14 protein-coding genes and 1 riboswitch are annotated in these 13,230 nt (G+C 39.6%); of the genes, 10 read left to right on the top strand and 4 right to left on the bottom strand.

What is annotated here, in order from left to right; all coding sequences use genetic code 11:
* The 5 genes from B3600_RS17210 (at position 1) to B3600_RS17190 (ending at position 3,492) form a co-directional block, all read left to right on the top strand.
* A complete protein-coding gene (locus tag B3600_RS17210; protein WP_115050727.1) occupies positions 1-762 on the top strand; it encodes an SDR family oxidoreductase in 762 nt (253 codons plus the stop codon).
* 10 nt (positions 763-772) lie between these two features.
* Complete coding sequence (locus B3600_RS17205) at positions 773-1,222, top strand: GatB/YqeY domain-containing protein (RefSeq protein ID WP_046674475.1); 450 nt, start codon at positions 773-775, stop codon at positions 1,220-1,222.
* A gap of 84 nt (positions 1,223-1,306) precedes the next feature.
* Positions 1,307-1,762, top strand: a complete 456-nt coding sequence (locus tag B3600_RS17200; protein WP_070565631.1) for a GNAT family N-acetyltransferase — start codon at positions 1,307-1,309, stop codon at positions 1,760-1,762.
* An 11-nt stretch (positions 1,763-1,773) separates the two neighbouring features.
* Positions 1,774-2,148 (top strand): DUF423 domain-containing protein, encoded by a 375-nt coding sequence (locus tag B3600_RS17195; protein WP_286753778.1) that lies wholly within the window; start codon positions 1,774-1,776, stop codon positions 2,146-2,148.
* Positions 2,149-2,154: 6 nt separating this feature from the next.
* Positions 2,155-2,217, top strand: a riboswitch (Fluoride riboswitch).
* 36 nt (positions 2,218-2,253) lie between these two features.
* Positions 2,254-3,492: a voltage-gated chloride channel family protein gene (locus tag B3600_RS17190; protein WP_286753777.1), complete on the top strand. Its 1,239-nt coding sequence runs from the start codon at positions 2,254-2,256 to the stop codon at positions 3,490-3,492.
* 139 nt (positions 3,493-3,631) lie between these two features.
* On the opposite strand, the gene mgtE is transcribed toward B3600_RS17190, so the two are convergent.
* The 4 genes from mgtE to B3600_RS17170 form a co-directional block, all read right to left on the bottom strand.
* Positions 3,632-4,948: a magnesium transporter gene (gene mgtE, locus B3600_RS17185; protein ID WP_070565637.1), complete on the bottom strand. Its 1,317-nt coding sequence runs from the start codon at positions 4,946-4,948 to the stop codon at positions 3,632-3,634.
* A 171-nt stretch (positions 4,949-5,119) separates the two neighbouring features.
* Positions 5,120-5,830 carry a dipeptidase PepE gene (gene pepE / locus B3600_RS17180; RefSeq protein WP_286753776.1) on the bottom strand — a complete coding sequence of 237 codons (711 nt, stop codon included), beginning with the start codon at positions 5,828-5,830 and terminating at the stop codon, positions 5,120-5,122.
* Between the two features lie 87 nt (positions 5,831-5,917).
* Positions 5,918-6,094 carry a ribbon-helix-helix domain-containing protein gene (locus tag B3600_RS17175; RefSeq protein ID WP_153848792.1) on the bottom strand — a complete coding sequence of 59 codons (177 nt, stop codon included), beginning with the start codon at positions 6,092-6,094 and terminating at the stop codon, positions 5,918-5,920.
* A 10-nt stretch (positions 6,095-6,104) separates the two neighbouring features.
* The gene (locus B3600_RS17170) at positions 6,105-6,968 is read right to left on the bottom strand and encodes an SPFH domain-containing protein (RefSeq protein WP_286753775.1); all 864 of its coding nucleotides are present in this window, start codon (positions 6,966-6,968) and stop codon (positions 6,105-6,107) included.
* 66 nt (positions 6,969-7,034) lie between these two features.
* Between B3600_RS17170 and B3600_RS17165 the strand changes: the two genes are divergently transcribed.
* The 5 genes from B3600_RS17165 (at position 7,035) to B3600_RS17145 (ending at position 13,173) form a co-directional block, all read left to right on the top strand.
* Positions 7,035-7,547, top strand: coding sequence for a DNA-deoxyinosine glycosylase (locus tag B3600_RS17165; protein WP_286753774.1), 513 nt, complete (start codon positions 7,035-7,037; stop codon positions 7,545-7,547).
* Between the two features lie 53 nt (positions 7,548-7,600).
* Complete coding sequence (locus B3600_RS17160) at positions 7,601-8,779, top strand: AIR synthase related protein (protein ID WP_115050721.1); 1,179 nt, start codon at positions 7,601-7,603, stop codon at positions 8,777-8,779.
* Positions 8,780-8,842: 63 nt separating this feature from the next.
* Entirely contained in the window at positions 8,843-9,280 is a 438-nt protein-coding gene (locus B3600_RS17155) for an ATP-dependent zinc protease (protein WP_070565649.1), read from the top strand.
* Between the two features lie 57 nt (positions 9,281-9,337).
* Complete coding sequence (rimK, locus tag B3600_RS17150; RefSeq protein WP_070565651.1) at positions 9,338-10,273, top strand: 30S ribosomal protein S6--L-glutamate ligase; 936 nt, start codon at positions 9,338-9,340, stop codon at positions 10,271-10,273.
* A gap of 158 nt (positions 10,274-10,431) precedes the next feature.
* Positions 10,432-13,173, top strand: coding sequence for a DUF3857 domain-containing protein (locus B3600_RS17145; protein WP_286753773.1), 2,742 nt, complete (start codon positions 10,432-10,434; stop codon positions 13,171-13,173).
* Positions 13,174-13,230 lie beyond the last annotated feature (57 nt).

Genomic DNA, 13,230 nt, shown 5'->3' with positions numbered 1-13,230 from the left:
ATGACTAAAACAGTTTTTATTACAGGAGCAAGTTCCGGCATCGGTCAGGCTTGTGCCGAAGTTTTAGCGAAAGAGGGGTATAATCTTTTACTTTGCGCGCGCAGGTTAAACCGTTTAGAAACATTAAGAGATACACTACTTGCGGCCTACCCGACTATTCAGATCCATATATTTGAGCTCGATGTCCGAGATGCTGAGCAAGTTGCAAACCAAATTGAAGGTTTGCCCCCCGAATGGAAAAAAATAAATGTTCTCATCAACAATGCTGGGTTGAGCCAGGGATTAGATCCTATTCAAGATGGTGATATCGGCGATTGGGACAGAATGATTGATACCAATATCAAAGGCTTATTGTATGTAAGTAAAGCTGTGATACCCCTTATGGATACCGACAACGGCGCTCATATTGTTAATTTAGGATCTATTGCAGGGAAAGAGGTGTATCCGAATGGAAATGTGTACTGTGCCACCAAACATGCTGTCGACGCGTTGACTAAAGCGATGCGTATTGATTTGCTAACGCAAGGCGTTAAGGTAACCTCTATTGACCCCGGAATGGTAGAGACTGAGTTTTCGGAAGTTCGTTTTCATGGAGATCGAGAAAGAGCTAAAAATGTTTACAATGGTGTACAGCCTCTAACAGGGAAAGATATTGCGGAAACGATCCTTTTCGTCATTACCAGACCAGCACATGTTAATATCAACGATCTCTTAATCATGCCTACAGCGCAGGCCACAGGCACACTTGTCAATCGAAAATAATTCAAATATCATGTCATTAGAAATACAAATAAATCAAGACATTAAGGCAGCGATGATCGCAAAAGACACGGCAAAATTACGTGGTTTACGTGCGATTAAAGCAGCTATCCTCTTAGCGAAAACAGAAAAAGGTCATGCAGAAGATCTTAGCCAGGAGGCGGAGATTAAAGTTTTACAAAAACTTGTCAAACAACGTCGCGAATCTGCTGAAATTTATAAGACTCAAAACCGTGAAGATCTGTATGAAATTGAAGTTGAGGAAGAAAAAGTAATCGAGGCTTACCTACCCAAACAGTTAAGTAAAGAAGAAGTTGAGACCGTCGTCAAAGCAATTATCGCTGAAACAGGGGCTTCTTCCATTAAAGATATGGGTAAAGTAATGGGTGCAACAAATCAAAAGCTTGCAGGACAAGCTGATGGCAAAACAATCTCTGAAGTCGTTAAAAGTCTTCTCGCATAAAAGTTTTCAAATCACTCGAGTCAAATTAAATCGGGTATGTCTTCCCTGATATATCGATTTAATTTGACTCTTTTTTTTATTTTAATGATGGATTTTCAGTGGAACCTCAAGAAGTTTGACGAACTCAACAATAAAGAACTGTATCGTATCTTAAAGCTTCGAATGGAAGTTTTTGTTTTGGAACAGGAATGCTTATATCCTGAATTGGACGATAAGGATTTTGCTTGTCTCCATCTTTGGGCAGAACACAATGATGATATCATTGCATACACGAGATTAGTTCCCCCTGGTCTCTCCTATCCGCAGGCTTCCATCGGTCGGGTCATTGTCGCTGAGCAAGCTCGCGGAACCGGTTTGAGTCAACAATTAATGATTCATTCCATCGAATCTCTCTATAAAGAATTTGGTGAAGGCGAGATACAGATAGGTGCACAATTTCATTTAAAATCCTTTTATGAAAAATTAGGGTTTAAACAAATCTCCGAGCCCTACCCTGATTATGGAATCCTTCATATTGATATGATTAAACCCACAATTTAGTAAATTTAGGCATGCAAAACGTTGTCATCATCACAGCCGCTCTATTTGGCGGCCTCGCTATTATCCTAGGTGCATTTGGAGCCCATGCATTCAAAAAAATCCTATCCGCTGAAAAACTGGAATCCTTTGAGGTCGGCGTGCGATATCAAATGTATGCTGCACTAACCCAATTGATTCTAGGATTCAATTTTCGGTTTGAGCTTCAGTCTGAACGAGTGGCATTTTATCTGATCACACTGGGAACTATTTTATTCTCTGTAAGTATATATTTTCTATCGTTTGCTGAATACTGGAAAAAGAATCTAAAGTTTCTTGGCCCAATTACCCCGCTCGGCGGATTGCTTATGATCGCAGGCTGGGTTGCTATTATCTTTCGTTTTTTGTAGATTTGAAATAAATATGGCAATGATGTCTGCCCTGAACCGCCCTAATAAGCTGATGACGTCTACTATTTTAGTATAAAACAACAATTTTATATAAAGTGTAGACTTATGGCTATAACACATTCAAATCAAAGCAATCTTCATTTTTTTCTTAAATGGCTTATCTCCTGTAGTGCGATAGGTTTCATTGTCGGATCTGTTTGTGCGTTTTTTCTCTTTTCCCTCAATTGGGTAACGCAGTACCGCGAGGCTCATCCTTGGATAATTTATGGACTTCCCCTAGCAGGATTTGCCATAGCATTGTCCTATAAGTATTGGGGCGATCCATCAAGCAAAGGAAATAACCTGCTGATTGAAGAATACCTTCATCCTCAACGCCGTATTCCGCTTATCATGGCGCCGCTTGTCTTATTCGGAACTTTACTTACACATCTGTTTGGGGGTTCGGCAGGCCGTGAAGGAACTGCTGTACAGATAGGTGGAGCAGTTTCCGATCAGCTTAATCGCTGGTTTGACTTCGATAAAACTGAACGTCGCATCTTAATTTCGATCGGCATCACTGCAGGATTTGCCGCTGTGTTTGGCACCCCGCTCGCCGGAACGATATTCGGCCTGGAAGTCCTACTGATTGGCAAAAAAAGATATTTCGGCATCCTACCCTGTTTATTTACCGCCTATTTTGCGAACTTCAGCTGTCAATTATGGAATATTCCACACAGCCATTATCCAATTCATGATGTTATTCCAATGCTGTCCTTGACCAATATTGGATTTAGCCTCGCCGCAGGTATTCTATTCGGTATTACAGCATGGCTTTTTACATCTGCCAGCGATTTCTTTAGCCTTCAATTCAAACGAATTAAATATCCTCTGCTTAGACCAGTGATTGGCGGTATTATTTTGGTACTTATCATTACGTTATTCCATAGCAGTAACTATATTGGACTTGGTATCCCCATGATTCAGAACGCATTTGTCGATCAGTCGAATTATTATGACTTTATCATCAAATTGCTTTTAACGACTTTCACCCTTTCGGCCGGGTTTAAAGGCGGAGAAGTCACCCCCTTATTTTTTATCGGAGCAACCTTAGGTAGTGCATTAAGCACCATTATTCCACTTCCCGTCAGCCTGCTGGCTGCCATGGGCTTTGTAGCCGTATTTTCAGGCGCTACAAACACCCCGCTCGCCTGTATTGTAATGGGTTATGAATTATTTGGGATTCAACCTATTTTATTTATAACAATAGCGTGTATAGTCGCTTTTTTATTTTCCGGAAAAAAAGGAATTTATATTGCGCAAAAAGGCGGTTTAAAGGAAAAATTATACCGCAGGCTCAATTTATAAACAAGACAATGCGCTTTCAGCTTCTTTGTCTATCTCCTTGTATTCCATTATGGACTACTTCAAATAAACACAAGATCGGACAAAAAAACATGCTAAAAAGAAGAGTGCAGACTACAAGAATGGATAGATGACATCTGAACTACAGCAGTTTTCCGTGCAGAAAGAATGCTGCAACAGTAAAATAGATAATCAATCCGGAAACATCCACCAGCGTTGCTACAAACGGCGCTGATGCTGTCGCTGGATCCAATCCAAACCGACGTAGGATAAATGGAATAAACGATCCCGACAAAGTTCCCCATAAAACAATAAACAATAAGGAAACCGCAACCGTAAAGCCAATTGAAATCCAATAAGGGCCATAGTCATACAGACCAAGAAAATGCCAGGCCAATATCCGTAGAAATCCGATCGAACCTAAAATCCCACCTAGGATCAAACCAGAAGAAACTTCGCGCTTCATCACGTACCACCAATCTTTAAGCTTTAACTCACCTAACGCCATGGCACGAATAATTAAAGATGCCGCCTGTGACCCCGAATTACCTCCACTGGATATAATTAAAGGAACAAATAAAGCAAGCACAACCGCTTTTTCTAATTCCCCTTCAAAAAAGCCCATTGCTGAGGCGGTAAGCATTTCGCTAAAAAACAGGATGATTAACCAGCCAGCTCTTTTTTGAATCAATTGCAACAAGGGGGTTTTGGTATAAGCCAGATCCAATTCTTCCATCCCTCCAAATCGCTGGATATCTTCTGTATCGCGATCTTCAATTCGGTCCAACACATCATCAAATGTCACAATTCCAACCAACACCCCTGCTTCTGTAACGATAGGCAAAGCACTGCGGTCATATTTTTGAAAAATCTCGAAGGCCTCTTCCATGGGTGTAGAGGCTTTAATCGCGGCAAAATTGTAGTCAATTAAGTCGGAAATCTTAGTAGAAGAATCCGATAGTAGTAATTGACCAATTTTCAAGTCATCGATCAATACGTTTTTCTCATCAACTACATAAATAAAATTGAGCGTTTCAGCTTTCCTTCCAAAAACTTTAATATGCCGAAAGACATCATCAACAGTATAATAAGGACGAACTTGCACATACATTGGTGTCATAAGTCGGGCGATACTATCCTCTTTATATCCGATCAGCTCCAAAGCCATTTGCTTCTCGCGCTCATTCAATAGATTGATCAGATATTTAATCAGATCATCCGGCAATTCCGACAATAATTCATTCCGGGTATCCGGCTTCAAATTATTCAGCAATTCGGACAGCTCATGCTCCGTCATGGATTTGATCAACGTATATTGAACATCCATTTCAAAAAAAGAAAAGATCTCCAATCTATCCTCCAAAGGATAGTCCATAAACTCTTGATGTTGCTCCCCTTTACTTAAACGCGATATTTCTTCCGCGATATCGGCCGGGTGTAATGCTGAATTTTGTTCCATTGGAAGAAAATTTTAATGGATTTAGCGCAAAAGTAGCTTATTTTGTATTATTTTCAACAATCTGAAAAACTATTTTTTCCAATGGGAATTAGGGCCAGCTTTTCATAAAATCGTCTACCACTGCGCTGAACGGTCCATTTGACGTTCCTTGCCCATTAACTTTACAATAGCTTAAAAATTAATTAATCCAGGTGCTAGCTCTACAGGTTCAAGCCCCGCCTTAAACAACCGTGCTTTTAAATCACCTTGCAACAGAATGTTCCCGTCATTTACGTGCAGCCAGCTACCTTCGCGCAAGCCTATAACAGGTTGGCTGTTCAATTGATGAAATTCCTGAATTCGCGTTTCCCTCGTCTCTCCTTTATGTGTAGAATTTGGATCTGGATCCAAATAATGTGGATTGATATTAAAAGGTAAGAAACCAAGTGCGTTAAAACTAGGCGGATAAACAATAGGCATATCATTCGTGGTTCCAATTGTTAATCCGGTCAAATTGGACCCCGCGGATGTGCCCACATATGGAATCCCCTTTGCTACTTGTACGCGCAGTTGCGGAACCAAATCCAGATCATACAGCGTTTTTAAGAGTAAAAATGTATTTCCTCCACCAATAAAAATAGCTTTAGCATCCTGAATAGCCTTCTTCATATTGTCAAACTCATGGAGCCCCCTAACCGTCACGCCCTCATCTTTCAGGGCATCTTGTACCTTAGCGGTATAAGCATCAAAGGAAATTCCTGAAGGTCTCGCAAAAGGGACAAACAGCAATTCGTCTGACTGAATAAATTCGACAAAATCGTGCTTAATATAAGCTAAAAACTCACTCCCATGGATCGTGCTTGTACTTACGACCAATAATTTGTACGCTGGATTAATCTTCATCTTCTATCGTTAAAACATTAAATAAAAAGTACCTTTGGCTTTATTAATTGCGAGGCCAAAGGTACAGTTTTCGTTCCTTACTATAGGCTATTTCTTATCAGCAGTCTTTTTTTCTGCACCCAATCTTTTATTTTCTTGCAGTGCCTTATGTAAAAGATATTCTATCTGCCCATTAACACTTCTAAACTCATCTGCAGCCCATTTTTCCAATGCTTTGTACATTTGGTCGTCTAAGCGTAGCATAAAGTTTTTCTTATCCGCCATTTCATTTCGTTTATTGGTACAACGTACCTGTATTTACAATTGGTGTCGCTGCTTTCTCTCCACAGAGTACCACCATTAAATTGCTGACCATTGCTGCTTTTTTCTCGTTATCCAGCTCTACAATATCTTTTTCGGACAGCTTTTTTAGTGCCATTTCAACCATACCTACAGCTCCATCTACAATCTTTGAGCGCGCAGCGACAATTGCAGCGGCTTGCTGTCTTTGAAGCATCGCACCAGCGATTTCTGACGCGTAGGCCAAATGGCTGATTCTTGCTTCCTTAATAATAACGCCAGCTGGCGCCAAACGATCCGACAATTCTTGTTCAAGAATATGATTTACGGTATCCCCACCTTCACGCAAGGTGATCTCCGCTCCTTCATCTTCCAAGTTATCGTAAGGAAAGCTTCCGGCCAAATGTCTTACTGCTGCTTCACTCTGCGTGCGTACATAAGATGTGTAGTTACTGACATCATAAGCAGCTTTATACGTGTCACCCACTTGCCACACGATCACTGCCCCAATCTCAATTGGGTTTCCCATCTTGTCATTTACTTTCAGTGTCTGTCCCTGTAAGTTATCCGAACGAAGACTTACTTTAATCGTTGAATACAACGGATTGACAAAAAACAATCCATTTTCCTTAACGGTACCTACATATTTTCCGAAGAAATTCAGCACACGTGAATGATTTGGATTAATAATCATCAATCCCTTTAAAATAAAAAAAGTAGCAATCATTAATACCACTCCCAATACAACATACAGCGAACTTTCTTCTACGCTCGCAAATGAAAATATAGCTGCCACAAACGAGACAACAGCTATCAATAAAGCTAAATAGCCTGACATTGGTTTAATTAGTTTTTCCATAATTGTTAATATATATTTGATATCATTTTAATATCATAAATATACTACAATAATTTTCATATTTCAATGGAAAATTTAAAATTGCTATTTTTGATCATGCGCAAAAAATCCTTTCTACCCTTAGTCAATTCGACGACAGAAATACTCATCCTTGGCTCGTTGCCCGGAGATAAATCTCTGGCAGAAAATGAATATTATGCACATCCACAAAATCGCTTTTGGAAAGTAATCACCAATTTGTTCAATGCACCGGAACAAACAAATTATACGGAGAAGATAGATTTATTACTCAAAAACAACATTGGTCTTTGGGATGTTTGTGCAGAAGCCTCTCGTCCCGGCAGTATGGATCTCGCCATACAAAATGAAGTTCCGAATCCGATTGACGAGCTGCTGCAAACCTTTCCCACAATCACACAAATTATTTTTAACGGACAAAAAGCGTACAGTTTGTATTTAAAGCATTTCAACAAACGAGAAGACATTATGTACAGATGCTTACCCAGCACAAGTCCGGCCAATGCGAAAAGTAATCTCGAAAATCTAATTCAACATTGGCGCATAATAATAAGTGATTAAATTACACGAATTAGGTTCTTTAATTCAGTCCTATTGCTTATTTTTGCCCTAAGATGTCAGATTTAAAATACAATCAACGAGGCGTATCCGCAGGGAAAGAGGATGTGCACAATGCGATAAAAAATATAGATAAGGGTCTGTTTCCCAAAGCATTTTGCAAAATAATTCCAGATATTTTGGGTGGAGATCCAGACTGGTGTAATATTATGCATGCGGATGGTGCTGGTACCAAATCTTCATTGGCTTATGTATACTGGAAGGAAACCGGTGATATTTCAGTGTGGAAAGGTATAGCACAGGATGCAATTATCATGAATATTGACGACTTGCTTTGCGTGGGAGCCATCGATAACATTCTTTTATCCTCAACGATTGGCAGAAATAAAAATCTTATTCCTGGAGAGGTGATCGCAGAAATCATCAATGGCACAGAAGAGATTCTATCTGAACTTCGGGATTTGGGAATTGGCATCTATTCTACAGGAGGTGAAACGGCCGACGTTGGCGACCTTGTTCGCACCATCATTGTTGATAGTACGGTGACCTGTCGTATGAAACGTGAAGACGTCATTTCAAATCATCGCATCAAAGGTGGCAATGTAATTGTTGGATTGGCATCGAATGGAAAAGCAACCTATGAACAGACGTACAATGGCGGAATGGGTTCCAATGGACTAACTTCTGCACGTCATGATGTATTTAACAAAAAAGTAGCTGAAAAATATCCTGAAGCGTATGATCCAGCTGTTCCTTACGAACTAGTTTTCGCTGGAAGCCAGGACCTCACCAATGAAATCGAAGTTGAAACAGGAGAAAAAATAACTGCGGGTAAGCTTGTTCTTTCGGCGACGCGTACTTATGCGCCTGTTATCAAACAAATACTGGACAAGTATCGTTCACAAATCGACGGAATGGTGCATTGCTCAGGTGGAGCGCAAACAAAGGTTTTACACTTCGTTGATAATGTGCATGTCATCAAAGATAATCTTTTCCCGATCCCACCTCTTTTTGAATTAATACAGAAAGAATCCAATACAGACTGGAAAGAAATGTACAAAGTATTTAATATGGGACATCGTATGGAATTATATGTACCGGAATCAATTGCATCGGATATCATTGCTATTTCAGAGTCGTTTGGCATTCCGGCTCAAATCATAGGTCGCGTGGAAGAATCTACTGCTAAAAAAGTTACTATAACCTCTCCTTACGGAGAATTTATCTACGAATAAAAGATTTTCATCCCTGTCCCCTGCTTATACAGGCGACAGGGCTATTTTTTCAATTTGGTATAAATGAAAGAGAAACTTCTTGTGGGCTGGAAAGAGACCCTTGATTTACCTGAATTGGGAATATATGGTATAGAAGCAAAAGTCGATACCGGTGCTGCTTCATCGGTACTACATTGCAATTCGTACGAGATCGTTAAGGAAGATGGTCAGGATTGGATTATCTGTGAACTTATAACAAATTTTGGGACAAAAGAAACAAAAACACTGAAGTTAAAACTCTATAGGACAAAACTAGTGAAAAGTTCTTTTGGCCAAGAAGAAAAGCGTTACTATATCCGCACAACAGCAACATTATATAACCAGGTATTTAGCATTAAGATCTCCTTTAGAAATAGATCACAAATGACCTATCCTATGCTGTTGGGTAAAAATTTCTTAAACAAAAGATTTTTGGTCGATGTTTCCAAAGAAAATCTGTCGACGAAGACCCTGGTAAAATAAAACAATTAGCCAAGCTATTTTGTTATCTTAGCACAAAATATATTCAATATACAAATCGTGAAAATTGCCGTATTATCGACAGTAAAGAGTTTATACTCAACTCGTCGTCTCGTAGAAGCCGCACAACAAAGAGGACACGAATGTGTTGTCATCGATCACAGCAAATGTTATGTAGGCATTCAACAAGGTAAACCCAGTATTCATTATAAAGGACAGGATCTCAGTGATATTGATGCCATTATTCCCCGGATAGGAGCATCGGTAACATTCTATGGATCTGCTATCGTTAGACAATTTGAGGTGATGGATGTCATTTCCGCGAATCCCAGTCAAGCCATTACGCGTTCCCGAGACAAATTGAGATGCCTACAGATTTTATCCGGGGCAGGTATCGGACTCCCGATTACAGGATTTGCACGCACAGCCTCCGATGTGGACGATCTCATCAGTATGGTAGGTGGAGCTCCTTTAGTCATTAAACTACTCGAGGGAACCCAAGGTATCGGTGTTGTACTTGCCGAAACCAAAAAAGCGGCCTCTTCTGTTATAGAAGCGTTCTACGGCCTGGGCAATAACATCCTGATCCAAGAGTTCATCAAAGAGTCTAAAGGCTCTGATATTCGTGCATTCGTGGTTGACGGCAAAGTTGTTGGAGCGATGAAACGCACGGCGAAAGAGGGTGAGTTTAGATCAAATATCCATCGGGGTGGCACCGCTCAGATTATCCGGTTAAGTAAAGCTGAAAGAGAAACAGCAATTGCGGCTGCGGCACAGCTAGGACTTACGGTTTGTGGTGTAGATATGATTCCTTCTGACAGAGGCCCTTTAGTACTGGAAGTAAACTCATCTCCTGGTTTGGAAGGCATCGAGAAAGCGACAAAAAAAGATATTGCCTCAGAAATTATACAATATATTGAGAGACAATATGAAGCAAAGCAAGCTCAAATGCCTAAAGTCGTTAAGAAAAAGAAAAAAAGAGAAAGTAAATTATAAAATTACCGGATTAGCAACTAAAAGGGTTGTTCGTATATACGGACAACCCTTTTAGTTGCTGATAACCTAGACTCAACTAAAGCCGAATTTCCAATACTCCTTAAATTCGCCTACCGTTGCTTCCAATTTTTACTTATCTTAGGCTAAATTATGAATTAATGAAAAGATTTAGCCATCTTCTATTTGCCTTTGTACTCGTACTAGCTGCATTTTCCTGGTCTTTTAGCCAAACAACTATCCAAAAGACGGCATCGCCAACTTGGCTCCGGCCCACTACAAAAAAGTCCATAAAGCCAAATTTGGATGATATTAGTGATGGATATTACTATGAGCTAATCGAACATCAAATAAACTTGGCTACCCAAACAAAATATTATAAGGATATAAAAGTTCTATTTGATCAGACTGGAATCGAAAATCTGGGGCAAATTCAGGTAACCTTTGACCCGCATTTTCAAAAACTTCAACTACATGAGCTAAAGGTTATTCGCAACGGCAAGGATATTAATCTACTACCGCAAGCAAAATTTAAGCTCCTTGCCTCCGAAACAGAGCTTTCGAGATCTATCTACAACGGAAGTCAAATGGCCCATTATGTTTTGGAGGATTTACGTAAAGACGACAAGATTGTATTTGCTTATTCAATAATAGGTGTAAACCCAGTATTTGAACAGAAATTTTTCGACAGCTACTACTTACAGGGATATGAACCTACAGGTCTGGTCCATCTCAACTATATTGTACCCAATGGTCGCAAACTTCAGTTTAAGAGTTTCAATGGCGCTCCTGAGGTGCAGCAACAGTCAACAGGAAATACAACAAATTTCTTCTGGGAGCTGACGGCGGACAAAACGGTTCAATACGAAGATTATAGCCCGTCATGGTACAACCCTTTAAAATATATCCAATGCACGGAATTTAATACCTGGCAGGAAGTTGATCAATGGAACCGTAAAATTAATCCCATCCCGCAAATAGCAACGACAAGTACACTGCAAACCTTCGTCAACCAACTTTGGAAAGAGTCCAATGGACAGCCCTATACATACCTGAAAAAAGCCTGCGACTTTGTACAAAATGAGATACGTTATATGGGTATTGAGATGGGAGAATATTCGCACCGGGCAAATGTTCCAGAAAAAGTATTTTCCCAGCGCTACGGCGATTGCAAGGATAAATCAATGCTGCTGGCTACAATGCTCAAAAACAAGAATATTGATGTAGGACTCGTATTAGCCAATACCTATAAGAATAGAGGCCTGCAGGAAGAGCTCCCCTCGCCCTATGCTTTCAACCATATGGTTATTGAAGTTAATATTGGTGGACGTTCCCAATATATTGACCCCACCATAACTCAGCAGGGTGGAGATATCAAAAACAGGTATTTCCCAGCTTATGGGAAAGTACTCTCCACCATGGGTAGTGGAAAGCTTACAGACGTACCGCAGCATGTTACCGGCAATATTAAAGTCAAGGAAACGTCGACACTGGAAGGCAAATTTGAGGCTACCCTGGATGTCCACACAACTTATGTTGGAAATGAGGCGGACGATATGCGCAGTTATTTTCAAAGTAGCGCCAAAAATGACATACAGAAGCAATACTTAGAGTATTATACAAAGATCTACCCCAAGATCAATAAAATTGGTCATATACAATACAAAGATGATATGGAGAACAATATTGTGGAGGTCATCGAAAAGTATAAAATAAAGAACATTGGAAAGAAGGAAAGCGGATCTACAAAAAAATATATTCCTTTGTTGGGAACAAATATCAATGAAAAGCTTCCAGAGATTATGGAGGATCGTATTGCTCCCCTAAGCCTTTCTTTTCCAACAGATCTAACCTACGAAATGTATATTGTCAACAAAGGCAAAAAGGAATTTGGTAATTACATGGACAATAGTTATTTTGACCGGACTGCGTATGTCTTCGGTAAAACACTGGAAGTAAATCAAGATAGTATTAAGCTCGCATACACGTTAAGTTTCCACGAACCCTTTGTTGAACAAAAAGACCTGAAACAGTATTATACAGATTTTGCAGATCGTGATGATATCTTTTATAATGGCTTTTATCTTGACAATGACGGATATGTAACAGATGGGATACCTCGCTTAGGAACCCCTTCTTCAGTCAATGAAATTAATTGGTTTATTCTAATCCTATTCGTTCTTCTGGTGCCAGCCATTATCTGGTATATTGTTAAAAAGTATAATAAAACCAGAGCTTTTATCATCAAACCCTATGACGAGATCTATCACGATCAGATCGACGGATGGATGATCGTGCTGCTTATTGTACTATTTATAAATATAGTGACCCTATCCGGTATATTTTTCTTCCAGCAGTCCTTCTTTAATTTAAATACTTGGCAGGCGGCAGATCAGCTGGAAGGTGTTTCCCCCTTTTTATACAGAACTTTACTATTATTAGAAATAATCGGTAATATATTGGTACTAGCGGGTTTGATTTATAGCTGCATCTTGCTGGTCAAGAAACGCGATATTTTCGCTCAGACCTTCTTTATGGTTGCACTATTTATGGCCGTATTCTGTACTATTGATGGAATTGTATCCCATCTTATGTTCAAAAGTTATTTTGATAAAACAGAAGACTTGTTCACACATTATAAAGATACTATAAAATCAATTTTTTTCTTCTGTATTTGGGGAACTTACGTCTATAAATCGGAACGTGTAAAAGGCACCTGTATTCGGACGTATCAGAACGATGAGATTATTCAGAAGGCTGCGACAGTTCATCCTTTTGATCAAGATTTTCTAAAGCCTTATTCAATTACAAAACAAAGAGAAAACGAAGCTGAGGCGGAATTTCAATCCCAGGGTGATAGAGCCAATAGCAGTCATCCCGAGGATCATCCAGATAAACCATAATTGCCACCTCTCGTAAAAATGGTTTCGTAAATAATATACGAAACCATTTTTTATGAA

It is taken from the genome of Sphingobacterium sp. UBA2480 (assembly GCF_002341965.1).
In the GTDB taxonomy this organism is placed as follows: domain Bacteria; phylum Bacteroidota; class Bacteroidia; order Sphingobacteriales; family Sphingobacteriaceae; genus Sphingobacterium; species Sphingobacterium multivorum.
Note: the sequence above shows the minus strand (reverse complement) of the source record. Positions and strands in the feature narration are given on the sequence as shown.